General features: G+C 55.0%; 21 protein-coding genes and 1 pseudogene. 6 read left to right on the forward strand and 16 right to left on the reverse strand.

Annotated elements, in window-relative coordinates:
• Positions 1 to 86: 86 nt before the first annotated feature.
• From narI to E6072_RS01220, 5 genes and pseudogenes are all read right to left on the reverse strand, one after another.
• On the reverse strand, positions 87 to 863 hold the full coding sequence (gene narI, locus E6072_RS01200) for a respiratory nitrate reductase subunit gamma (protein ID WP_316693205.1): 777 nt from the start codon (positions 861 to 863) through the stop codon (positions 87 to 89).
• A 4-nt stretch (positions 864 to 867) separates the two neighbouring features.
• Positions 868 to 1,593 (reverse strand): nitrate reductase molybdenum cofactor assembly chaperone, encoded by a 726-nt coding sequence (narJ, locus tag E6072_RS01205; protein ID WP_316693206.1) that lies wholly within the window; start codon positions 1,591 to 1,593, stop codon positions 868 to 870.
• Positions 1,590 to 3,083 (reverse strand): nitrate reductase subunit beta, encoded by a 1,494-nt coding sequence (gene narH / locus E6072_RS01210; RefSeq protein ID WP_316693207.1) that lies wholly within the window; start codon positions 3,081 to 3,083, stop codon positions 1,590 to 1,592. Before narH ends, narJ begins: the two co-directional genes overlap by 4 nt.
• 41 nt (positions 3,084 to 3,124) lie before the next feature.
• Positions 3,125 to 6,826 (reverse strand): nitrate reductase subunit alpha, encoded by a 3,702-nt coding sequence (locus tag E6072_RS01215; RefSeq protein ID WP_316693208.1) that lies wholly within the window; start codon positions 6,824 to 6,826, stop codon positions 3,125 to 3,127.
• A gap of 74 nt (positions 6,827 to 6,900) precedes the next feature.
• Positions 6,901 to 8,211: pseudogene (locus tag E6072_RS01220) on the reverse strand (nitrate/nitrite transporter).
• A gap of 204 nt (positions 8,212 to 8,415) precedes the next feature.
• Here E6072_RS01220 and E6072_RS01225 point away from each other — a divergent pair.
• Positions 8,416 to 8,967 carry a MogA/MoaB family molybdenum cofactor biosynthesis protein gene (locus E6072_RS01225; protein WP_399334845.1) on the forward strand — a complete coding sequence of 184 codons (552 nt, stop codon included), beginning with the start codon at positions 8,416 to 8,418 and terminating at the stop codon, positions 8,965 to 8,967.
• Between the two features lie 323 nt (positions 8,968 to 9,290).
• On the opposite strand, the gene E6072_RS01230 is transcribed toward E6072_RS01225, so the two are convergent.
• From E6072_RS01230 to E6072_RS01245, 4 genes are read right to left on the reverse strand one after another with little or no spacing between them, the layout of a single operon-like run.
• On the reverse strand, positions 9,291 to 9,911 hold the full coding sequence (locus E6072_RS01230) for an NTP transferase domain-containing protein (RefSeq protein WP_316693210.1): 621 nt from the start codon (positions 9,909 to 9,911) through the stop codon (positions 9,291 to 9,293).
• Positions 9,904 to 10,431, reverse strand: coding sequence for a cyclic pyranopterin monophosphate synthase MoaC (gene moaC, locus E6072_RS01235; RefSeq protein ID WP_316693212.1), 528 nt, complete (start codon positions 10,429 to 10,431; stop codon positions 9,904 to 9,906). Before moaC ends, E6072_RS01230 begins: the two co-directional genes overlap by 8 nt.
• A gap of 55 nt (positions 10,432 to 10,486) precedes the next feature.
• Positions 10,487 to 11,851 carry a gephyrin-like molybdotransferase Glp gene (gene glp, locus E6072_RS01240; RefSeq protein WP_316693214.1) on the reverse strand — a complete coding sequence of 455 codons (1,365 nt, stop codon included), beginning with the start codon at positions 11,849 to 11,851 and terminating at the stop codon, positions 10,487 to 10,489.
• Between the two features lie 2 nt (positions 11,852 to 11,853).
• On the reverse strand, positions 11,854 to 12,591 hold the full coding sequence (locus E6072_RS01245; RefSeq protein WP_316693215.1) for a HesA/MoeB/ThiF family protein: 738 nt from the start codon (positions 12,589 to 12,591) through the stop codon (positions 11,854 to 11,856).
• A gap of 64 nt (positions 12,592 to 12,655) precedes the next feature.
• Between E6072_RS01245 and E6072_RS01250 the strand changes: the two genes are divergently transcribed.
• Complete coding sequence (locus tag E6072_RS01250) at positions 12,656 to 13,132, forward strand: molybdenum cofactor biosynthesis protein MoaE (protein ID WP_316693218.1); 477 nt, start codon at positions 12,656 to 12,658, stop codon at positions 13,130 to 13,132.
• Between the two features lie 347 nt (positions 13,133 to 13,479).
• Here E6072_RS01250 and E6072_RS01255 read toward each other — a convergent pair whose 3' ends face one another.
• The 6 genes from E6072_RS01255 to tatA all read right to left on the reverse strand — a co-directional run bounded on the left by E6072_RS01255 (position 13,480) and on the right by tatA (position 16,886).
• On the reverse strand, positions 13,480 to 13,680 hold the full coding sequence (locus tag E6072_RS01255; protein WP_316693220.1) for a hypothetical protein: 201 nt from the start codon (positions 13,678 to 13,680) through the stop codon (positions 13,480 to 13,482).
• A 342-nt stretch (positions 13,681 to 14,022) separates the two neighbouring features.
• Entirely contained in the window at positions 14,023 to 14,268 is a 246-nt protein-coding gene (locus E6072_RS01260; RefSeq protein ID WP_316074754.1) for a MoaD/ThiS family protein, read from the reverse strand.
• A 3-nt stretch (positions 14,269 to 14,271) separates the two neighbouring features.
• Complete coding sequence (gene moaA / locus E6072_RS01265; RefSeq protein ID WP_316693223.1) at positions 14,272 to 15,306, reverse strand: GTP 3',8-cyclase MoaA; 1,035 nt, start codon at positions 15,304 to 15,306, stop codon at positions 14,272 to 14,274.
• 41 nt (positions 15,307 to 15,347) lie between these two features.
• On the reverse strand, positions 15,348 to 15,584 hold the full coding sequence (locus tag E6072_RS01270; RefSeq protein WP_316693226.1) for a DUF6457 domain-containing protein: 237 nt from the start codon (positions 15,582 to 15,584) through the stop codon (positions 15,348 to 15,350).
• Positions 15,585 to 15,764: 180 nt separating this feature from the next.
• Positions 15,765 to 16,586 carry a twin-arginine translocase subunit TatC gene (gene tatC / locus E6072_RS01275; protein WP_316693228.1) on the reverse strand — a complete coding sequence of 274 codons (822 nt, stop codon included), beginning with the start codon at positions 16,584 to 16,586 and terminating at the stop codon, positions 15,765 to 15,767.
• A gap of 12 nt (positions 16,587 to 16,598) precedes the next feature.
• A complete protein-coding gene (gene tatA, locus E6072_RS01280; protein ID WP_316693229.1) occupies positions 16,599 to 16,886 on the reverse strand; it encodes a Sec-independent protein translocase subunit TatA in 288 nt (95 codons plus the stop codon).
• Positions 16,887 to 17,103: 217 nt separating this feature from the next.
• Between tatA and E6072_RS01285 the strand changes: the two genes are divergently transcribed.
• The 4 genes from E6072_RS01285 (at position 17,104) to E6072_RS01300 (ending at position 21,641) form a co-directional block, all read left to right on the forward strand.
• Positions 17,104 to 17,949 (forward strand): SIR2 family NAD-dependent protein deacylase, encoded by an 846-nt coding sequence (locus tag E6072_RS01285; protein WP_399334853.1) that lies wholly within the window; start codon positions 17,104 to 17,106, stop codon positions 17,947 to 17,949.
• A 418-nt stretch (positions 17,950 to 18,367) separates the two neighbouring features.
• A complete protein-coding gene (locus E6072_RS01290; protein ID WP_316693230.1) occupies positions 18,368 to 20,101 on the forward strand; it encodes a hypothetical protein in 1,734 nt (577 codons plus the stop codon).
• An 85-nt stretch (positions 20,102 to 20,186) separates the two neighbouring features.
• Positions 20,187 to 21,077 carry a 1,4-dihydroxy-2-naphthoate polyprenyltransferase gene (locus tag E6072_RS01295; protein ID WP_316693232.1) on the forward strand — a complete coding sequence of 297 codons (891 nt, stop codon included), beginning with the start codon at positions 20,187 to 20,189 and terminating at the stop codon, positions 21,075 to 21,077.
• Positions 21,078 to 21,113: 36 nt separating this feature from the next.
• The gene (locus E6072_RS01300) at positions 21,114 to 21,641 is read left to right on the forward strand and encodes a PLD nuclease N-terminal domain-containing protein (RefSeq protein WP_316693233.1); all 528 of its coding nucleotides are present in this window, start codon (positions 21,114 to 21,116) and stop codon (positions 21,639 to 21,641) included.
• A 91-nt stretch (positions 21,642 to 21,732) separates the two neighbouring features.
• Here the strand turns inward: E6072_RS01300 and E6072_RS01305 are convergent, their stop codons facing one another.
• Positions 21,733 to 22,452, reverse strand: a complete 720-nt coding sequence (locus E6072_RS01305; RefSeq protein ID WP_316693234.1) for a histidine phosphatase family protein — start codon at positions 22,450 to 22,452, stop codon at positions 21,733 to 21,735.
• Positions 22,453 to 22,513 lie beyond the last annotated feature (61 nt).

The following is a 22,513-nucleotide window of genomic DNA, read 5'->3' on the forward strand; positions in this document are numbered from 1 at the left end:
TCCGTGGAAATATCTAATGATAAAACCTATCGAGGGTGCCGGTTTGCTTAGAAAGCGAACCGACACCCTCGGGAAAGTGATCTGATTTAAGCCCCCTGTGCAGGCGCCCCGCCAGCGTCCTCACCACCGGCAACAGTAGCCCGCACCGGAGTCCAACCTGGCTGTTCAGGGCTAGCTGCGGGAGCCGGACGACGGGAACGATAAACAATCGGAGGACGGCTAACGTAACCTACCGGAGCGGAAAGGACGTGCACCAAACGGGTGAAAGGCCAGACTGCCAGTAGCAACAAACCGGCAATGATATGCAGTTTGAAGCTGAGGGGCACATTCACCATTAAATCTACTCGCGGCTGCAGCATAAACAGGGATCGCAGCCACACCGAAATCGTTTTACGGTAGTTGTAACCGCCATCAGCCCCAAAGAGCTGGTTGACGGCAGTGGCTATCGCCCCCAGCGTTAGAGGAATCGCCAAAAACACATAGGCAACTAGGTCGCGACCGGTAGTAGCAAAGCGTACTGAATGGTTAACGAAGCGCCGCCAGAGTAAACCGCAAAAGCCCACTAGCGCTGCAATCCCGGCTACGGTACCCCCAACGGTGGCTAATAGGTGATATTGATGCTGGGAGACCCCCATTGACTCGGTCATCCAGTCGGGGATAAATAGCCCCATAAAATGCCCCAACAGCACGAATAGGATTCCGAAATGGAATAGGGGAGAAGCCAGTCGCAGAATTTTAGCTTCCCGCAGCTGCGAGGACTCAGAAGTCCATCCATACTGGTCGCAGCGGTAACGCCAAATGAGACCGGCAACTAGTAGCGTAATGCAAATATAGGGAAAAACTCCCCAAAACAACACGTCCATTACTTCACCCTTCGCTCGCGGTGTCTGATTGAACCGGGGCTAACTGTGGCCACGGCAAGTTATTACTGTCATCCAAGCCCACCAATTCAGTAGGCGGGCCTTGACGGATTAGGCGCTCCATGCGCTCGGTAGTTTCACTATCGGCTTCCCCCAAGACCGTACGTAGGGCAGCGACCACTTTCTGCCAGGGGGAATCCAATGAGCAGAGCGCAGCGTGCAGTACTTCGATACCCTCGCGGCTAGCTGCGATTGCGCCTAAGACCAAGGACAAATCTTCGCCCTGACAGCGGGCGGCTAACTCTAAAACTCGCGGCAGATAGTCAGGTAGGGATTCGCGGTGAGGAGGTTCAAAACCTACGGCGTTAAATAAATCCGAGAACACCGTCAGCGCGATCCCGCGTTGCCGGGTATCTCCGGTGGCATAGTAGGTTAGTTCCAGGGCACAGCGACGTTTGCGGTCAAAAGTATCCACGTAGTCCTCTTGCACCCCGCGTACCCCGCGCATCCGTGCCCAGGAACAAAACTCTGCAAGTTCGCGACCGATCTCCGCGGGTAAGAGTTCAGTTTCTGCCTTTACCTGGGACAGGATTTCTTCTAGGTTGTCACCGGGGTAGTCCAAGAGCAGTGCGCACGTCATAAGGGCAGCCGAGCGCTGTTCCGGTGCTAGTGCCACCGCGTTTACCGGAGGCGCCTCCTGCCGGGTAGGGATAAAGGAAACCTTAGCGCTCACCGCGGTGCCCTCCCGATTTCCACCGGGACTTTGCCCGAGGACGCCCCCTGACCTACTGGGCAAATATATTCACTGGGAGTGCGGGCAGTTTCCGGATGAGTTGTGGGAATAACGTAGCGATCTTTATATTTGGCAATCGATAGCAGCCGGTACATAGCTTTTACCTGCTCTTCACTCATGCCTACCGCCGCTGGGATATCTGGATTCGGCTGATCGCCCAGATTGATATCGCGCATATAGGATCGCATGGCGGCCAAGCGTCGCAAGGAGCGTTCCACCGGTCGCGGATCCCCGGCAGCAAATAGATCTGCTAGGTACTCCAGAGGAATACGCATAGTGGCGAGAGCGGTCAGCAGGATTTTATGGTTCTCCCCATCGGCTCCCGAAGCGGTAACTGCTTCTACTACCGGCGATAGCGGGGGAATGTACCAAACCATCGGCAGAGTGCGGAACTCTGGGTGGAGCGGTAACGCCAAAGAGTATTCCACGATCAACTTATAGACCGGAGATTTTTGGGCGGCGTCGATAAAGGACTGCGGAATCCCGCTTTGCCGCGCAGCCGCAATCACTTCCGGATCGTGCGGATCCAACATGACATCGCGCTGTGCCTGGTAGAGATCGGTTTCTTCCTTGACAGCCGCTGCCTGGCTGACCCGATCTGCGTCATAGAGGATAACCCCCAAGTAGCGGAGCCTGCCTACACAGGTTTCGGAGCAAACCGTGGGGTCACCGGCCTCAATCCGGGGATAGCAGAGGGTGCATTTTTCAGCTTTTCCGCTCTTATGGTTGAAGTAAACCTTCTTATAGGGGCAGCCGGAAACACACATCCGCCAGCCGCGGCAAGCATCCTGGTCAACCAGGACAATCCCGTCCTCGGTGCGTTTATACATCGCCCCCGAGGGACAGGCGGCCACGCAGGTGGGGTTCAAACAGTGGTTACAAATCCGCGGCAGGTAGAACATAAACGAATTTTCAATATCCGTCTTTACCTGCTGATTCATCTTTTTGAGGATGGGGTCATCCTGCATGGTTTCGGTAGATCCGGCCAGGTTGTCATCCCAGTTCGGCCCCCACTCAATGTTCTTTAAGGGCTTGCCGCTCATCTGGGAGCGCGCCTGCGCCACCGGTAACGCTTTAGAACCCGCCGGAGCAGACAATAACTTGTCATAGTCATAAGTCCAGGGCTCGTAATAGTCGTCTATCTGCGGCATATTAGGGTTGGCGAAAATTTTAGCCAGTTGTGCTAGTTTGCCACCCGATCGCGGAACTAACTTGCCGGAGGCCGTGCGTCGCCAACCGCCCTTCCATTTTTCTTGATCCTCCCAGGTGCGCGGATAGCCGAGCCCGGGACGGGTCTCCACATTGTTGAACCACATATATTCAGTGCCGGTACGATTAGTCCAGGCCTGTTTGCAGGTCACCGAGCAGGTGTGGCAACCAATGCACTTGTCCAGGTTCATAACCATGACCACTTGGCTCATTACTTTCATGACTGGTCTCCTTTAGAGAAAATGCAAACTGCCACTGACATTTAGAACTCCACCTCCTGGCTACGGCGGCGAATATAGGTGACTTCGTCGCGCTGGTTGCCGGTAGGACCGGTGTAGTTAAAGGCGTAAGAGAACTGTCCATATCCGCCCAACAAATGGGTTGGTTTAATAAAAATGCGGGTCAGAGAGTTATGGGTACCGCCACGTTTACCGGTTGACTGGTTAAGCGGAGTGTGGGTAATCCGTTCTTGCGCGTGATGCATAAACACGGTGCCCTCCGGGATCCGGTGGGACACAATCGCACGGGCGCTAACCACTCCGTTACGATTATGGGCTTCAATCCATTCGTTATCGCGTACCCCGATCTTGGCGGCATCCTGCGGGGACATCCACACGGTTTGGCCGCCGCGACCCAGAGTTAGCATATAGAGGTTGTCGAAATACTGGGAGTGGATCGCCCACTTGTTATGAGGAGTGAGGTAGCGAACTGCGACCTCGGCGCTGAGGGTACCATCCCCGCGCACCATGCCCGGCGCAGGTTCCCCAAAGAGATGATGCAAATCTAGCGGAGGACGATAGGTGGGCAGGGATTCCCCGTAGGCACACATCCAATCGTGATCCAGATAGTAGTGCATCCTGCCGGTGAGGGTGTGCCAAGGTTTGAGGTACTCTACGTTTTGGCTAAATGCAGTGTAACGCCGGCCTCCATGCTCACTACCTGACCATTCGGGGGAAGTAACCACTGTCTTAGGAGCCTGTTGCACATCAGTCAAAGTGATCTGGTAATCAGCGTGCCCGCGCGACATTTCGGTCATATCTCCAGCGGCGCCCACCTTTTCCGTGAGAGTCTCAAAGCCTTGAGTAGCCAGCCGTCCATTAGTAGTGCCCGAGAACTTCAAAATAAACTCGGCAGCAATCTGGTCGGTGTCGAGGCGCGGACGCGGGCCAATCGCAGTCTCAATTTCTCCGAACTGTTCGCGCATTTCGCGCAGTTCTTTATCAGGGGTGAAAGGCACACCCTTAGTGCCCATCCCCATTTTCTCGATAACCGGCCCCAGGGAGTTAAATTTCTCCCCGATCTTGGTGTAATCACGCTCAATCGGGATAATCTTCGGCATATTTACTCCCGGCACCCAGCCACATTCCTCCCGGGGTACCACGACTCCCGCGGGATTAGCCAGCTCATCTGGGCTGTCATGCCCCAGGGGAGCGGCCAGCACGTCCGTTTGCGTACCCAAGTGATTGCCCGCCATCTTGGAGACCAGCTGTGCTAAATCTTGGAACAACTGAAAATCGGTGCGTGCTTGCCAAGGCGGCAAAATCGCCGCATTGAAAGTATGCACATAGGGGTGCATATCGGTACTGGATAGATCGTGCTTTTCGTACCAGGTGGCGGCAGGAAGTACCACGTCAGAATGCAAAGTGGTGGAAGTGTTACGGAAATCCGCAGTCACTACCAAATCCAGCTTGCCTTTCGCGGCCTGCTTGCGCCAACGTACGTTACGAGGACGCTGGTCTTCCGGTACTTCCTCGGCCTGGACATCGTTATCGGCGCCGATCATGTGGCGTAAGAAGAACTCGGTACCTTTGGCAGACGACCCCAACAGGTTAGTACGCCAGTTAAAGAGGACGCGCGGGTAGTTCGCCGGGTTATCCGGATCTTTAGCCGCGAACTCTAGCTTTCCGGCAGCTAGCTGTGCGGCCACATAGTCCGCAGGTTTTTGCCCGGATTCTTGCGCTTGCCGTCCCAGCTCCAAAGAAGACCGGTTGAACTGCGGGTATGCGGGCATCCAACCGCGTTCAGTGGCTTCCAGTAAAGAATCCGCGATGTTTTGCGTGGGAACCTTCGCCGCACTCGCAGGAGAAGTTAAACGGTCGGTGGTTAGGGAATCGTAACGCCACTGGTCGGTGGTTAAATACCAGAAACCGGTGGAGATCATTTGCCGCGCCGGACGCTGCCAGTCCAGAGCAAATGAATACTGGGTCCAGCCGGTAATCGGCCGCACCTTTTCCTGACCGACATAGTGCGCCCAGCCGCCACCGTTAACCCCTTGAGTGCCGCACATCGAAGTCAGTGCCAAGATGGTGCGGTAAATCTGGTCAGAGTGGAAATAGTGGTTAGTACCCGCGCCTAGAATAATCTGGCTGCGTCCTTTAGAATCGAGGGCGTTTTGCGCGAACTCGCGAGCAATCCGGATGGTGGCGTTAGCTGGTACTCCAGTGATTTCTTCCGCCCAAGCGGGAGTCCCCGGGGTAGAAGGATCCTGGTAGTCTTTGCCCCAAATACCCGGAAGGCCGGTGCGTTTGACTCCGTATTGAGCGAGCAAAATATCGTAAACGGTGGCGACCAGGTGTCCGTCAATCTTGCGAACCGGCACTCCACGCTTAATGGTGCCGGCACCCACAGAGCTACCTTTGTTTTCCCCGGCCACCAGATCAAAGCGGGGTAGGGTGATTTCAGCGCTTTCCCCGCCCTCCTGGTATAGGCTGAGCTGGGCGTTTACCCCCTCCATCTTTAGGTTCCAATGACCTTTACCTTCCGGAGTGAAACGGTCAGCCAAGGTTCCACCCGGATCCTTGACGGCTCCGTCGGCATCCATCACCAGGAAACGGAACTCCGGTTTTGGTTTTTCTTTAACTTCTGCCGGCAGACTGGAAACATCAGCAGCGCTTAAGAATTTGCCCGGCACTAACCCTTCGGGAGTTTCTTCTAGCTTTACTAGGAAAGGAGAGTCAGTATAGCTACGCATATAGTCCAAGAAATAGGGAGACTGTTTACCCACGTGGAACTCGTTTAGAATCACGTGCCCCATCGCGGTCGCCAACGCCCCATCGGTACCGGGATTAACCCGCAGCCATTCATCCGCAAACTTGGTGTTATCAGAATAGTCAGGGTTAATCGACACCATCTTTTGCCCGTGGTAACGCGCCTCGGTCATGAAGTGCGCATCCGGGGTGCGGGTGAGCGGCAGGTTAGAACCCCAAACCAGCAGGTAAGAGGAGTTAAACCAGTCTCCGGCCTCGGGAACATCGGTTTGATCTCCGAACACCTGGGGGCTGGCTACCGGAAGATCTGCATACCAGTCATAGAAAGATAGGTTTACCCCGCCAATTAACTGCAAGTAACGGGCACCTGCCCCGAAAGAAACCATCGACATGGCGGGGAGCACCGAGAATCCGGCGATCCGATCTGGGCCGTAGTCTTTAATGGTGGACACATTGGCGGCTGCCACGATTTCTAGGGCTTCCTCCCAGCTGGTACGCACCATTCCGCCCTTGCCGCGCGCCGATTTATAGGCGGCGGAGGCTGCCGGATCGGAGGCGACTGCCCGGAAAGCATCAACAGGATCAGGATGGGTTTGCTTTGCTTTGCGGTAGGCATCTAGCAGTACTGAGCGCACATAGGGGTGCCGGATCCGGGTTGGGGAATATTCGTACCAGGAGAACGCGGCTCCGCGCGGACAGCCGCGCGGCTCATAGTCGGGCATATACGGACCGGTAGAGGGGTAATCTACTGCCTGCGCCTCCCAGGTGATCAGCCCATCTTTTACGAATACTCGCCAGGAGCAAGAACCGGTGCAGTTGACCCCGTGAGTAGAGCGCACCACCTTGTCATGGCTGAAACGTTGTCGGTAGAATGCATCCGCTTCGCGCCCTCCGACCAGGAACATTTGGCGAGCATCCTGGCTTACCTGCCCGCGCCTAAGCTTCGCACCTAGTTTTAATAACGAAGAACCAGCCATTTTATTTTCCTTTGATTTTTGTGCTTACTAAGTTTTGGTTCCGAGGACGACGCTGCGCCCTCGGGAATAATTGGTTATCCGGGGAAGGGTGCATTCTTGCGGGCGTACTGCCACCAGCAAAGTGCCGATCCGATAATGCAAAAGACGGTGCAACCATAGAAGAAGACGGCCGGGGAAATCATCGTGAGCGCAACCGACACCACGAAGGGACCGAAGGACGCTACTGCGGCAGTGAATCCGATTGCGCCGCCTGCTTGGCGAGCCGGCATAATCATCGGCATCTGTTTGAAGGTGCCGGCATTGCCCAGGCCAGCGAAGAAGAACATCACCAGCATGGCAATCAGGAAACCATAAAAGTCGCTCATGCCGTGGGGGTTACTTAAGTAGAATCCGGCGACAGCTAGGGTAATTGCCATTCCCACCCCAGAAATGAAAGTCCAGATCGCTCCGCCCATTTTGTCGCAGAAAGGCCCCCAGGCCATGCGGACTACCGAGCCAATCAGCGGCCCGAGGAAGGCGAAGGAGGCGCCAGTGACCGCCAGTTTCAGGGGAGATTCGGCACCGTAGTTGTCATTAATGAGCAGACCGAATACTGCCGATAGCCCCGAAAATAGTCCGAAGGTCATCACATACAGCACTGTCATGTACCAGGTATTGGCGTTGCTGAAGATGTCGAGCTGCTGGCGGATATTGGCTTTAATCGGTACGTCACGTAGCAGGGTGAAGGACAAGATAGCGGCCACGATGCACCAGGGTACGAAGAAGATTGCGGCGTTAGATACCCAAATACTTGCCCCGTCTGCGGTCTGCTGGGGGCTCATCCAGGTGAGGCCAAATAACGAGAATCCCATTAGCAGTGGGCCGACCAGCTGAATGATTGACATCCCCAAGTTGCCGATCCCGGCTTGCAGTCCCAAAGCAGTCCCCGAGAGTCGCTTGGGGAAGAAATATCCAGTGGAAGGCATGTAGCCAGAGAAGGAACCGCCCCCGATTCCGCACATGAAAGCTAAAGCTAGTAGCCACCAATAGGGGGTGTTCGGGTTTTGTACCGCGAAGAACCATCCCAACATGGGAATCATATAGAGGATTGAAGACCAGCCCACCAGTTTGCGGGTACCCACGATGGGCGGCAAGAAAGTATAGATTAAACGCAAGAACCCGCAGGACAGACCGGGCATCGAGGTCAGCCAATAAAGCTGTGCCTTGGTGAGGTCGAATCCGATCTCGTTAAGTTTGGGGGCGATTGCGGAGACCAGGAACCATACAGTGAACGCCAAAATTAGGGAATAGGTGGAAATCGCCAGGGTGCGCCAGGCAAGCCCAGAGTTCCATTTATCCGGATTGTTCGGTTCTCAGTCGGTTAGTACATATTTAGACTTCTTCATAGCTTCCATTGCTAAAAACTTCCTTTAATGCTGGGTAACCCCTGTAGTCTTTCAAATTTTTCTCGCAACTTCCGTGTTATGATTCCTCGGAATAGTATATGCAGGTTAACGCAACATTATTTTGTATGGTGATGACCCAGTTTGTGGAAAAATATCCAGGTAATCGCAAGCTTGCATTTGCGTAATTTGTAGGAGGAATTCGCCTTGTCAGTAGACCCGCATGCGCATTTAAAAGAGAAAAAACTGCAAAAATTACGCGGTCGTGCCGTAGGGGCGGTAATAACTGTTTCAGATCGTTGTAAAAACGGTGAACGTTCAGATAAGTCGGGGCCGCTAGCGCAAGAGCTGTTGGGTAAGTACGGAATCGATGTTGATCGGGTGCGGATAGTAAGCGATGGAATCGAGTCGGTGCAAAAGGAGATTCGCGCCGCTATTGCTGAGGGAGCGCGGGTAATAATCACTACCGGCGGTACCGGGATTACCGCACGTGACCTGACCCCGGAAGCTACTGCCCCCTTGCTAGAGGCGCGTTTGGACGGGATTGCCTGGCAAATCTGTCAGCAGGGTTTAAAAGCCACTCCGCTCGCTTCGCTTTCGCGCGCCCTGGTGGGAATCACCGCACGCGGCGCCAAGGGTGCGATCGTGGCCAATGCGCCCGGCTCTCGGGGAGGAGTCCGCGACACCCTGAGCGTCCTCGGTCCGTTATTGCCCCACCTTTTAGAGCAGCTAGATCCCGAAGCCTTCCCTCTGGAATAACCGGAGACCTGTTTCATCCGGAGCAGGCAAAACTTTTTCCTCCTGCCTAGCGCTCAAGGGTCTGGCTCGGTAAAAGCACTCCGGGGACCCCATGAGCCTCGCCAAGCTCGGCTCAAGCCCCTCTCGTATCTTTTACCGGCCGCGACCCTTGCGAGGGAGTAGATTGTTCCGAGTGGGCGCGGTGGGCATAAGAATTTGGAAAACGGCGCTACGTTTTCCAAATTCTTGGGCAGGAGGAGCAATCTACTCCCTCGCGCAAAGAGCAAGGCTATTGGAGGAGCAATCAACTCCCGCGCTCAACCCGAACTAGCAGTCTCGCGCAGCTAACGGGAAATACGTAGCAGTTCAGTCACCGGGAGAATATCTGCCGGAGTGTCCACGTCGCGGGCATAATTAGCGGAAATCTCACGGGTGGAAAAACCGATTTCACCTAGCAATCCCCGCACTGAACGGTTTAGGGGATTAGATCGCGCCATCTCCATGAGTGCCCTCACGGTAAACGCCCCTAGGACATATTGGGTAACCTCTCCGACTTGCCCTAAAAGAATTTTTTCTTTGCTAGATCCGTCTTCATTCATCTCCTGGAGTTGCCGGCTAAGCTGCCGCAAAGCAAAACCGGAAAGCGGAGCATCTACCGGGCAAACCCCGATAATATCGGAGGGCGAAAACACGAACGAGTCAGCTAAACGGTGCCAGCCCGCAACTATCCCGGCTGCCGGTCCCGAACCGGGCGGCTCCTCCATAGTGAGGAAAATCTTTTCGGGAACCTCAACCTCCTCCGGAGCCACCACCACGGTGGGAACCTTCGGCAAGAAAGACAGTGTCCAGCTGATAAGGCGATCCCCGGCAATCAGCAGATCAGGTTTACTGCGCCCGCCCAGGCGTTTGCCCGTCCCGCCTGCCAGCACAATCATCCCATTGAGATGCTGCGGTGAACTAGCCATGACTCACATCCCGTCCCGTGCCGTCATGCTCACATCCCGGACGCACCCAAGTTCCCGAGCGACCTCCTCGTTTTTCCAGGACGTAACATTCGCGGATAGAGACCATTTTGTCTACCCCTTTCACCATGTCAATCAGGTTCAAAGCGGCCACGGAGGCAGCGGTTAGTGCTTCCATCTCGATTCCGGTGCGGTCAGCAGTGCGGCAGGTAGCGAGGATCTCGACCCCTTCCTCAGCCAGGCGGATATCCACCGCGCAATAATGCACCCCAATCGGGTGCGCCAAGGGCAGCAGCAGGGGGGTACGTTTGGAGGCCGCGATTCCGCCGATACGTGCCACCGCTAAAGCATCCCCTTTCGGGACTTCACCAGCTCGCAATGCCGCCATGATCTGGGGTGAACACTGCACAAAAGCTCGTGCCCGCGCCTCGCGCACCGTGGGCTCTTTGCCAGTAATATCCACCATATGCGCCTGTCCAGACGCGTTTAAATGAGGTAAGTGCTGTGCCTCTTTGTCTCCCATAACTGTTCCTTCTTTCCTGGTGCCCGGATCGGCCTATGGTGCTATAAATGTGTCCCTAACAGGGCAACACATCTACCAGACTCCATTGCTCCACTTCGGTTACGTCCTCCGGTACGATTGCCAGCGCATTCGCTTGATGCAGGGAAGCCACAAAGTGCGAACGCGCCCCCAGACGGTGAGTCGGGGTAACCGTGGGGGTATCGCCTACCCGCTCCGCCTCGGTCAAATGTACCGGCACGAACTGACGTTTACCGGCAGGGGACTTCCAGGCCACCGTAGTAGTGGCGGCGCGAGTCTGCAACGCCGCACGCCCCTCTTTGCCAGATAGAGCGGCCAAAACCGGACGCACAAATACGTGGAAAGACACAAACACGCTGACCGGGTTACCCGGCAACGTTGCCACATAGACATCGGCGCCATCGGGGGCGGAAATAGTGCCAAAGCCCTGCGGTTTACCCGGCTGCATCGCCACTTTGGTAAACGCTAAACCTCCCGATAAGCCAACTTGTTTAACCACGTCATAGGCACCCGCACTCACTCCACCAGTGGTGACAATCAAATCCGCTCCCTGGGCAGCTTGCTGCAAGGTTTTCGCAAACACTTCCGGTTCATCATCGGAACTGTAAACCCCCGACACAACAACGTCTTGGCGACGCAACAACGCCTCTAGCAGCACCGAATTCGAGTCTGGGATTTGCGCTCCCTTCAGGGTCGCGCCTGCCGGACGCAGCTCCAGTCCGGTAGAGATTACTGCCACTCGCGGGCGGCGATAAACTGGCAACTCTGAATAACCAATCGAAACCGCAGAAGAAAGTGCCGCGGGAGTAAGAACTGTTCCCGCCGCTAGTACCAGGTCACCCACGGCGGCGTCCTCGCCCGCCTTGCGTACGTTGGCGCCTGCGCGCGGACAACGCTCAATCGTGACCTCTTTAGGTAGGTCAAGTGGGCCAGCCGGCAGGGTAGTGTCCTCGACTTTAATCACGGTATCGGCGCCAGCCGGCATCCGTGCGCCAGTCATAATCCGGATAGCATGCCCGGGACTGAGTTGATAATCCCCGTTATCACCAGCGGGAATATCGGCTTCCACGGGCAGAGTTAAAGGCAAAGTTATTTGGGCTCCATCATCCCCCGGGGCGCTGGGTAATTCGCTTTGGCTGGGCGTAGCAGCAGGCACAGGCTCTGCAGTTTTTTCTGTTTGCGTAGCCGCCGGGATCGACGTATTTTCGAGGACGTCCGGCAGATCGCAGGAACGCACCGCGAACCCATCCATAGCGGAATTAGTAAAAGGTGGTACCGGGAAACGGGCAAAAACATCTTCCGCCAAAGTGGTGCCCAAAGCCTCCGCCACCGGCATCACCGTAGGTGGAAGCGAATTAACCTGGGTTAACACCTGGTTCAGGTATTCATCTACCGGTTTCATAATTATTTATCCTTTCCGGATACCGTTGCTTGTTTATGGTTTGCGTTCCCAAAATGCACCACATTCCATTTTCCGCTGGCGGCATCGACGATTAAGAGCTTTCCAAGCAGCGGCTCGCCTACTCCCACAATCATTTTGATAGCTTCAGTTGCCAGAACCGATCCGGCCTGCCCGCAAACCGCTCCCAACACGCCATTTACCCGCGAAGTGGGGGTAGTTCCCGCGGGAGGAGGCGCCGGATATAGATCCCGTAAAGTAAGTCCCTCGGCGAACACGGAAATCTGAAAATTCATCGCTACTAAAGTTCCCCACAGGTGCGGGCGCCCCACCTCGGAGCAAGTATCCGCGAGTAAATATTTCGCGGAAAAATTATCAGTCGCATCAATCACCAAGTCATAGGCGCTAATAATACTGCGAGCATTATCAGCAGTGATCTTCGGTTCCAATTGCACCCGCACATTTGGATTCAAGGCATGGACGGTGGCCGCGGCTGACACCGATTTCACCTGCCCCAAGCTAGAAGCGGGATGGATTACTTGGCGTTGCAGATTCGATTGTTCGACCCGATCGGGATCAGAAATACCCAAGGTGCCGACCCCCGCGGCACTCAAATAGGCCAGGGCAGGCGAGCCTAAACCACCCGCGCCTACCACCAAAATCCGCGCGGCCTGCAAAGAATCAATTCCGCGCTCGCCGATCCCGTCCACGGTGGCGGTGAGGCGATCCCGTTCAGAAACCATATGCCTCCTTTTCCGTAGCTACTGCCTTATACAATACCGGTAGAGCGCTTCAGGAGGGGGGCAGATGCTATTCGATGTAAAAATGACACAAGAATCCCTAGCAGATCCGAGTTCATCCATAGGGCTAGCGGATATTCCGGCTACTAGTGGCGCGCGCGTGGTCTTTAACGGATGCGTCCGTAACCACGATGGCGGTCAAGGAGTAACCCACCTGATTTATTCCGCCCATCCGGAGGCCGAAAAATTTCTGCTTAAAGCCGTCCGGGACGCGATTAAACTTGTCCTTTCCGAGGGCGAGGACGCGCTTTCCCCGGAGGCAGCGGGAGATAACGCTGAAAGTTTGGATGCAGTTTTTGTACGCCACCGGATCGGGCGGCTAGAGATCGGAGAAACCGCCCTGCTAGTGGTAGTTGATGCCCCGCATCGAAAGGCAGCTTTCAAAGTGGCTGCCGAAATCGTTGACCAAATCAAGGCGCAGGTGCCGATCTGGAAGGATCAATACTTCTCCAATGGAAGTAACCACTGGTCAAACTGTCCTTAGAGTTCCGGGTCTGTCTCGGTAAAAGTCGTAGTTGAGCGGGGGAGGAGAATCTCCCTCCTGCCCAAGAATTTGGAAAATGTAGCAACATTTTCCGAATTCTTATGCCCACCGCGCCCACTCGGGAGAATCTCCTCCCCCGCTACTGATTACTATTCCTGGCCGCGACCCTAGTGTGGGGACAGATTGACCAATATATGAAAAAGAAATGGCTGCAAATAGGTGAACTGGTGCGTATCCGAACCCTTGGAATGTGGTTTTCTGTTTGTCCTGAGGCATAAATCCGCCCGGGTGCTATAGTGCCCAAATTCTTATGCCCACCGCACCTACTCGGATAAAATCTACTCCCGCTACTGATCAATTTTCCTGCCGCGACCCTTGCTCGGGGACAGGTTGACCAGCACAGAGAAAATAGAAATGGCTGCAAATAGATGAGCTAATGCGTATCCGAATCCTTGGAATGTGGTTTTCTGTTTGTCCTCAGGCATAAATCCGTTCTTGCAGGCTAAGTGGATTTCTCCCTTTTCGGTAACCGGAAGCATCCCTTGCATGGGGGAACTGCCCGAAATACCAGGCGCTCAATGGCGAGGCGGTGCTTGCAACCCTAGCGTGGGGGAGAAGTTTTATCCGATCAGGCTAGACCGCTTAGTAGTCGAAAGGCTAAATATCGGATACCTGGCAATCAATCGGATCCTTTGTTTGGGCGTAATACGTAAAAAATTGAAAAATGATTTGGCAATTATTGAGCGGGTCGCGGCCGGTAAAAGATACGAGAGGGGCTTGAGCTGAGCCTTGCGAAGCTCACGGGGTCCCCGGAGTGCTTTTACCGAGCCAGACCCGCAACACAGGGCGGGAGGAAAAACTTCTCCCCCGTGCACAATTGGGTGCGACTCCTAACCACCCGCAAACGGGGGAAGTACATCCAATTGGCCGTTGGTGGCGGATTCACCTAGGGGGGTGTCGCCATCGGCGAGGGCGCCGTCCACTAGGAAGGAACTAACCTCTAGAATCGGTGCCAGATTATTACTGCTGGCAGCTTGCGCGATTTCCCGCAAAGTTTGGTGGGCAGCCGCCGTAACCTGGGCGCTATCAACTCCTGCTGCCTGGGCAGCTCCGGCGAAAAAACGTACGGTAACCACGCTTTAGCCTCCAATCTGAGAGAGGGAATAGGTTCTGCGTCCTGGCGCCGCTATTTCACGGTGACCGGCAGGCTTAGCTGCCTGGGCAGCTAGCCAAAGCTGAGCCAGCTCGTCGTTAGAGGCACCTTGACGCATAGGAGCAAGTAAATCGACAAAAGATAAAGAAAACAGGCAGGAATAAACCTTGCCATCAGCAGACAGGCGGGTGCGGTCACAGGTAGCGCAGAAGGGCGAAGACTCGGAGGCAATAACCCCGATAATCCCGGCGGGATGGTCGCTGCCGGCTGCCACGTTCCAACGGCGCGCCGGAGCCGCCGGGTCGGTTTCAATCGGGGTGAGCGAAAAACTTTCCTGCAGGCGCGCGAGGATGTCGCGAGCATGGGGACGCACCGTAGCCGAATCCCCTAAGGGGCCAATCGGCATAAACTCGATCGCGCGCCATTGGAATCCGCGCCGCAGCGCAAAGCGAACTAGATCCGGTATTTCCTCTAGGGACTGCTGATCTAAAATCACTGAGTTAAGTTTTGTGGGTTCTAGGCCGCTACCGGGTAGTTTTTCCAGAGCCGTGGCCACCTCGGGAAAACGGTCGCGTTTTGCGAGCGCGTGATAGCGGCCGGGATCCAAGGTGTCTAAAGAAATGTTGATGCGCCCTAAACCCGCGTTTACCAGAGAATCTAGCCGGGGAGCTAAACCGATAGCGTTGGTAGTCAGCGCGATATCAGCAGGCAGGCTCGCCTGCGTGAACGCCTGGCGAATCTGGTGGATAATCTCGGATAAATCGGGGCGTAAAAGAGGTTCGCCTCCGGTTAAACGAACTTTACGAATTCCTAGAGACAGTGCCACCTGGGTAAGGCGCCTGATCTCGGCGGGAGTCAGTAAATCTTGACGGGGAATCCAGGTGTCGGCGTCCTCGGGAAGGCAGTAACTGCAGCGCAAGTTACAACGGTCGGTAACCGATAGTCGCAGGTCTGCGGCTACCCGTCCCCAAAGATCAACTAGCTGGGGCGAGGATTCCTCACCCCCAGATTCGACGCGCATTACCCCTCCCGACCCGATATCTGCTGTTTGATGCTAGGTAGCTAGTCTTGCCAGTTGCTAGCTAGTTCTTGCAGCTGGGCAATAACCTGCTTGGCATCAGCGCCCTGACCAGCTAGATATCCGGCAAGAAAGGCAGTCAAAGGGGCACCCGGGCGGGAAGGGCCATGCGCTACGGTTCCAATCAGAGACAGCAGTTCTGATTCCACCGCTTCCAGGGGATTATCTTCTAATTGCAGGTCTGCACGCACCTGGTCTAACCAGCGGTGCATCTGTGCCATCTTTTCTGGGTCGTCTTTTTTGCTGTTGCCGGCCAACATGTTCCCCTTTCGCTTGCTGCGACCGGATTAAGGCCGCGTTTCCGTGTCAAGTATTAACGATACCAGGGAAGATAATCTTTGCTAGGGCTTTGTTTTCTGAGGACGTATCTCACGAAAATAGGCGCGGATTTCGAGCAATCATTATTGCTTAGAAGCGGAGGATGCCTCGGAATGCTTCCGTTTTCGCAAAATCTTACCGAAGCGAGAGTGCAGGCTACCTCCGGCTTTAATCCAGTCGTTGATAGCGGAGATTCCGACTGCCAATAGGTAGAGTCCGATTAAGGCCGACATCTGTACGATCATCGGCCAGGCAGTGGGTAGGGGATTGGCAACCGCCGAGAAAACAGCGGCCAGTACCACTGCCCACCGCCAGCCTTTTAGCATGGTTTTTGCTTTCAGTACCCCCATAAAGTTCAGCGCCACCAAGATTTCGGGCGCCAGGCAGGACAGGCCGAAGGCCAGTACCATCCGCATAAAGAAGGTGATATAGGAATCTGCCCTTAGCAGCATTAAGGCTCCGTCGGGAGTGAAAGAGTTAAGGATTGCTACTGCCTTGGGGATCACCCATATCCCAGAGAGGGCGCCGCCGCTGAAAAGTAATACTCCTACTAAACCAAAACTGGCGATATAGATTTTTTCTTTACGCTTCAATCCTGGAGCGATAAAGGCACCAATTTGGTAAATCCACCAGGGCGCAGAAATCAATACTCCTAGCCAAAGCGAGACCTGAATCCGCATATCAAAGGCGGCGCCAATCGTTTGGAAGTTTAGTTGCGGAGCTTGCTCACTGACGGCCAGCAGCGGTGCTTGCATCCAGTTCAAGGTAGGGGTAACTAAGAACCAGCCGCCAATCGAGGCTACAAGTATCCCGGCCAGCGCCAGTAGTAAGCGTTTGCGCAGTTCTATCAGGTGTTCGCTTACCCGCATACGGGCTTGCGGGTTGTTCTTTTTTTGTCCCGGCATCGGGTTAGAGAACTATTTGGTTTCCGGCGGATCCGCGGTGTCGGACTGCCCGCTGACTACTTCCGGAGAGGAAGTCTGTGCGTTCTGCGTGGGAGCCGGAGAAGAAGGAGCAGCTGGAATTTGGGGGTTCTGAGTTCCTGCCGCTACCTGCTTGGTGTTGTCGTCTTCACTAAGATCCGAAAGTTCGGACTTCAAAACCTTTGCAGATTTGCCGATATTGCGGGCAATATCGGGTAGTTTCGAGGCTCCAAAAACAATGATTAACACCAGAATTAGAATCAGAATGTGTGTCGGTCTCACAGGGATGCCCTTCCTTTCTTGCAGACGGCATCGATAATTGCCTTCCCCAATTGTAGCGGGGTTTGCCGGCAAATAGGCGACTCCTATTGACAATAGCCATAACTTACCAGGTTAACCAGCAAATTTTCGAGGTTAAAAAGCGCGAGACCGGTTGACGCTGGTTGCCTCCCCGGTAATCTTCCTCTAAACGGGGTAACCTGAGGGCGGGAGGCAAAACGTGAGCGAGTTCATTACTGATGAAAAGGCGGGAGCCCAGGCCATAGCGGATTTGATGTCCGGCAAAAAAACGATTGTGGTCGCGGGAGCGGGCATGTCTACCGATGCCGGGATTCCGGATTATCGCGGCACCGGTTCTTCCGGGATGCCTACTGTCGATATGGATCAGTTTTTAGGCGAGCTTTATTGGCAAAAATGGGTGTGGCGGCGAAATCAAGAAACCTGGAAAACGGTAGCGCGGCTGCAGCCCACCCCGGGGCACTACGCTTTAGCGCGGCTAGAGGAGGCGGGGCTGATTAACTGCATCGCCACCCAGAACGTCGACGGCCTAGATCGGAAAGCGGGCTGTAAGAATGTGCAGCTGTTGCACGGAACTTTTGAGGACGTCCAATGCCTAGGCTGCGGAGCAGTATTTTCGCGCGAACATATTGACCAGGAGTTACGCAAACTTAATCCGGACGTAAAAGACGATCCCGACCCCAAAAACGTGGCAGTGCTAGCGGCTGCCGATGAGCAGGCGGCACGCGCCTGCCAGTTCAACCTGCTGTCTTGTCCGCGTTGCGGCGGGATTATTAAACCGGGAATCGTGTTTTTCGGGGAAGCGCTACCGGGAGAGGCCATGGATCATTCTTTCGCGGCGGCGCGAGAAGCCGACGTGGTGCTGGCAGTGGGAACCTCCCTGGCAGTTTTAACCGGACTATGGGTGTTGCGGGAGGCCTGGGGAACCGGCGCCAACGTAGCGGTGATTAATCGCGGACCGACTGCCGCTGATTCTCTTGCGGACGTGCGGGTGTCTGGTGGCGCCTCCCAGGTATTATCCCAAGTAGCAGAGATCTTACTGGATTAGCGCAGAGTAAATAGTATCCACCAGCCGCCTGTAGTGATCTGTGGGCTAATGCCGCAAGGCGCACTCGCATCAAGTGCACCCTGATCGGCAGGTAGCAGACAGTCAGCGGCGGAAAGTAAGTGGAGTTTAAATGCCTAGAGCCGGTTCCGCGCGCTCCCTCCTGCGCTAATGCGGAACCGACTCTAGGTTGTAGTTTAGGGGTTATCTTGACACACGTTCCCCTAAAATAGCCGGAGCGACCGGCTTCTATAAGTATAGCAAAAAGATGGAAGAAGCCTAATCTTTTTAATGTGCTACAAGTCATAAAATGCTACATGCTGTAGCTTTAACCGTCGCTGAGGTTACGGAGTTTTAAGAACTCGAAGCTAATGACAGGCTAGAATAGCATTCGACATTACTTAACTTTCAGGAAGTCGCGATGGAAATCTTTTCTCCTTTTCATTACCTGCCGATAGCTGATTCTTCGGCAGATGTCTCCACTTTGCTTTCTGCGCTAGCTAAACAAATGACAGGGGATGAAGATTTCCCTCCCAATCTAAATCGCACTCGTCTGAAAAAATCTCAGGTACTGTTCCCTTTCCCGAAGAGTATGGGTCGTCCGAAGGGGCTGACAGACTATGAAACCCGCAAGCACCAGGTGCCGGAATCCGCGGTCTTAGCCCTGCCGGCACCGGCAGGTGGCGCCGTTATTTGCTACTCGCAGCTCGGCATTAAAAATATGGCGGAAGCAGTAAATTCCGCGATAGGTAGGCCGGGACGCTGGGTTCTTACCGCTCCGGTCACTGAGATCGACGGGATTATGACTCTGGCCCGAGCCATTGCGGTAAATATTCCTCCGATCATTGCCGCCAAAACCACACCAGCTGGTGCCCTCGAGATTGTGAGGGCGGTGGAGCGAGCGAAGGATCGCAGCGACAAAGATCAGGCTCCTATTTATATGCAGATCACTAAGGAACAGCTCTCCCAGCTCCTGGACATCCCTCCTGCACAGCGCAGCGCACTGAGCGAAGTATCGGCACTGATAGTTACCGGTTTAACTAGTCATGATCGTCTGGGGCGCGCCGCGAGAGAAGCGGGAATAGATATTATTCCCGGCTACGGGATCCCCGAATCGTGCGGACTGTGCGTGCTGGATGGTAAACCGGTTGCCGGCGTGCACGTGGCCACTATCGGGGATCGGATTTGGCTATCTGGGATCTGTATGATGGCCGGTTATCTGGGTAAACCGGGACAGGTCGAGTGGGTTACGCGGGGACGGAGGCGTTGGCTGCGCAGCAAAGACGCGGGTCATATGCGCGGGTCGCGTCTAATAGTGGACGGAAAAATGCGCGACGTAATAGCCACTGCGGGGGTACATATCCAAGCCTCCCTGGTGGAACGAGTAATTCAGGATCTACCGCAGGTTGACAAGGTAGTAGTGGTGGGGGTGCCTGATCCCAGATGGGGTTCCCTGGTTACTGCGGTCATTAAGCCGGCATCCGATATCGCTGAGCAGCTGCTAAATCCCCAGCATAATTTGGCGGTAAAACCAGCGGTTTCGACAGGGTTTTCGCGCGGATCCACCCTAAAAATTGATGCTGAGAAAGTACGAGACCTGGCCGGGCTTCCTTCCACTAAGGAAGAGGAATCGAAGCCGCAATTAACTCCCTTGGAAGCGGCGATGGCCGCCATGGCCGCCAAGATCAGGGGAGCCGATGTAGATGTGGTTGCCGCCGCAGAAACCGGGGAACTACCGGCCGGAATCTACGAGGTAGCGCGGGGAACCGCTAATCCCACTTCCGAAGGAGAAATTGTCTTCCCAGCTGCCGATATTGCCCCCTCCGCTCCGGTAGCTCTGCCCGATGATCTAGAGGGCGATTTAGAAGAAATGGAAATCGCGGCAACTGAGATCACTGGGAGCGGCAACCGTCCCGAAGGAGGAGACCGTCCCTATAGCGCCACGGTTCCTACAGAGGATGAGTCCGAACCATCCACCGATTTAGCGATGCTGGTACGATCCCTGGTGACCGGCCAGTTGGATCGAGCACATGCTCCCCGTGCCCTCGTCCTCGTAAATGAGATTCCTACTGATTTGCAGGGAAAGGTTGATCGCAGCGCCTGCCGGCAACTGGCTACCCAGCGAGTGGCATCCGGGGAAGCCTGGATTAGATAATCCGGCGACAGTCAAAGAAGTTTCATTACTGTGAAAACGAAGAAATGCGATAATGTACCGCGAATAGAAAGGAATCTAAGCCGTAATGGCAACTGGTTCACAATGGATTGAAGCCGCCCGCCCGAAAACCTTACCCGCCTCCCTGGCGCCGGTGATTATGGGGATTGGCGGGGCGATTGGCCTGGGAAACGCCTCTCTAGGAAAATCAGTATTAGCACTGTTAGTAGCGCTATCTTTCCAGGTAGGCGTGAATTTTTCCAATGATTATTCCGATGGAATCCGCGGCACCGATGCGAGCGGGAAACGGGTGGGGCCCCAGCGCCTGACGGGTGCGGGATTAGCCGCTCCCCGCACGGTGTTGCTGGCGGCCTTGAGCTGCTATGCGTTCGGAGGGATTTGTGGAATTGCCCTTTGTGTCTGGGCAGGTAGCTACGGATTGATTGGCCTAGGGGTGCTGGCTGCCCTGGCGGCGTGGTTCTATACCGGAGGAAAGCATCCTTACGGCTATCTGCCTGGGATATCCGAAGTGATGGTGTTTGCCTTTTTCGGTCTTTTGGCGGTGCAGGGAACTATCTGGGTGCATGCCCATATGTTGCCGTGGCGCACCTGGACAGCGGCCAGTGGTATCGGGCTGCTTTCTTGCGCCCTATTGTTAGTAAATAATCTGCGCGATATCCCCGGAGACCGCCAGAGCGGAAAAAATACGCTAGCGGTGAAGTTAGGGGATAAGGGCTCGCGCTATCTGTTTGCCTGTTATCTATATGCAGCGTTGGTACTGGGGGTAATATCCTTCAGTGTCCGTTGGGAAGCGCTAATGTTTGGCCTCGCCCTGGCGATTTGGCTGAGTTTGCCACTGATGAAAGTGCTGCAAGGCGCCCGGGGGAAAGCCCTGATAAAAACCCTGAAACAGGTGGGGCAAATCACCTTGGGGTATGGGCTGGCTATAGCGGTTCAGTGGGCTTTCCAAGGTCTTTAGAAAGACCAAAAAATTTATAGTTGCTAGGCTGGGAACATGGCTGCGGTAGTTATTGCCCTCGTACAGATCCTGCTAGCGGTATACGCGCTAGTGGATTGCTTGCGCACGGATAAATCGGATCTTCCCGGGCGCCTTCCGCGGGCATTTTGGTTGTTGATTATTATTGTATTACCGCTTTTTGGGCCGCTAGCGTGGATCGTGATTTCTTGGGCGAGCAAAGCCGAAAGTGCTGACGGCAGGATAGAGATTCCCCGCAATCCGCTGGACATTTTCCGAGGAAGCGGGGAGCGTTCCCGCTCGCAAGAACCGGACATACCAGAGGCGCCCGATGATAACCCCGATTTTTTGTTCTCTTTAGAGGCGAAGATGCGGCGAGAAAAGCTGGCGCGGGAAGCCGAAGAAGAGGCGTTGCGGCGAGCCGCGAAAAACCGGCAGGACTCAGTTAGTGGGCAGGACGCCGCTGACAGCGCTGACAGCGGGGAAGATTCCTCCTCACGCGGCAGCGGCGAGGACGAAGCCGACCCGGACGCGAACCCTCCGGAAAAACCGTCCTCACAAGGCTAAAGCGATACCTGCGCTTAGCGCAGCCGTAGTAACCGGGCTGGCCGGGTTATTTTCAGCCAAACACTCTACGCATTATGGGATCGGCAGGCGTTTAGTGTCCTTGATTTAAAGTGGCGGCGGAAGTGCCCGGTACCATATCGGAAGCCTGAGCTAGCAGCGGAGCCGCCGGTTCGCAATAATCCAAACTAATCAGGGTGTTTCCTAAGAAAGTAAGGGAAGTAAGCGAGGCTAAAGCGCATTGCCGGCGGGTAGGAATATGTGCTAGCGGACGACCCTCCACAAACAGGCGGAAAGACCAGATGGGAAGCTGGTGAGACACCACCAAAATTTCGCGAATCGTAGCGCCATCGGTGGAGCGACCCAGGCGGGAAGGATCCGCAATTGGCAGATGGAGCGCAGAACGCACCGCTTCTGTAACTCGGCTGGCTTGGACGGCGTAAGGCTCGCACCAGGAAGGACGAAAAACGTTGCGGTAACGCGGCCAATTGCGCGGATGGAATAGGGCGGCACGGTTGCCGTTAACCACTTCACCCTCGAACATATTCATCGACTCTAAAAGCCGTTTGTCAGTATGAATAGGCAGATCAAATAGATCCGAGGCCGGCGTTGCAGACTCGACCGCGCGCTCTAGAGGAGAGGAAACGATGGCCTCTAAATAGGCGCCCTTTTCCAGGAGATATTCTGCGCTCATCTGCGCCATTTGCCGGCCGAGATCGGTTAGGTGATATCCCGGCAGCCGTCCATATAAAACCCCATCCGGATTATCAACTTCGCCGTGGCGCATTAGGTGAATCGTGGTTAGGTTCTGCATATCCTCAACCCTAGCAAACTGTTTTTGCTAACTGAGTGTGCAAAACCTAGCTAGACCATTA

Origin of the sequence: Varibaculum cambriense (assembly GCF_032557235.1) — a bacterium.
GTDB classification, from domain to species: domain Bacteria; phylum Actinomycetota; class Actinomycetes; order Actinomycetales; family Actinomycetaceae; genus Varibaculum; species Varibaculum cambriense_C.

What these genes read in the sequence shown, in the direction of transcription:
- narI (WP_316693205.1), bottom strand. Translation starts at nt 863, where the DNA reads ATGGACGTGTTGTTTTGGGGAGTTTTTCCCTATATTTGCATTACGCTA.
- narH (WP_316693207.1), bottom strand. Translation starts at nt 3,083, where the DNA reads ATGAAAGTAATGAGCCAAGTGGTCATGGTTATGAACCTGGACAAGTGC.
- E6072_RS01215 (WP_316693208.1), bottom strand. Translation starts at nt 6,826, where the DNA reads ATGGCTGGTTCTTCGTTATTAAAACTAGGTGCGAAGCTTAGGCGCGGG.
- E6072_RS01230 (WP_316693210.1), bottom strand. Translation starts at nt 9,911, where the DNA reads ATGGCTAGTTCACCGCAGCATCTCAATGGGATGATTGTGCTGGCAGGC.
- moaC (WP_316693212.1), bottom strand. Translation starts at nt 10,431, where the DNA reads ATGGGAGACAAAGAGGCACAGCACTTACCTCATTTAAACGCGTCTGGA.
- glp (WP_316693214.1), bottom strand. Translation starts at nt 11,851, where the DNA reads ATGAAACCGGTAGATGAATACCTGAACCAGGTGTTAACCCAGGTTAAT.
- E6072_RS01245 (WP_316693215.1), bottom strand. Translation starts at nt 12,591, where the DNA reads ATGGTTTCTGAACGGGATCGCCTCACCGCCACCGTGGACGGGATCGGC.
- E6072_RS01250 (WP_316693218.1), top strand. Translation starts at nt 12,656, where the DNA reads ATGCTATTCGATGTAAAAATGACACAAGAATCCCTAGCAGATCCGAGT.
- E6072_RS01255 (WP_316693220.1), bottom strand. Translation starts at nt 13,680, where the DNA reads ATGCAAGGGATGCTTCCGGTTACCGAAAAGGGAGAAATCCACTTAGCC.
- moaA (WP_316693223.1), bottom strand. Translation starts at nt 15,306, where the DNA reads ATGCGCGTCGAATCTGGGGGTGAGGAATCCTCGCCCCAGCTAGTTGAT.
- E6072_RS01270 (WP_316693226.1), bottom strand. Translation starts at nt 15,584, where the DNA reads ATGGCACAGATGCACCGCTGGTTAGACCAGGTGCGTGCAGACCTGCAA.
- tatC (WP_316693228.1), bottom strand. Translation starts at nt 16,586, where the DNA reads ATGCCGGGACAAAAAAAGAACAACCCGCAAGCCCGTATGCGGGTAAGC.
- E6072_RS01290 (WP_316693230.1), top strand. Translation starts at nt 18,368, where the DNA reads ATGGAAATCTTTTCTCCTTTTCATTACCTGCCGATAGCTGATTCTTCG.
- E6072_RS01295 (WP_316693232.1), top strand. Translation starts at nt 20,187, where the DNA reads ATGGCAACTGGTTCACAATGGATTGAAGCCGCCCGCCCGAAAACCTTA.
- E6072_RS01300 (WP_316693233.1), top strand. Translation starts at nt 21,114, where the DNA reads ATGGCTGCGGTAGTTATTGCCCTCGTACAGATCCTGCTAGCGGTATAC.
- E6072_RS01305 (WP_316693234.1), bottom strand. Translation starts at nt 22,452, where the DNA reads ATGCAGAACCTAACCACGATTCACCTAATGCGCCACGGCGAAGTTGAT.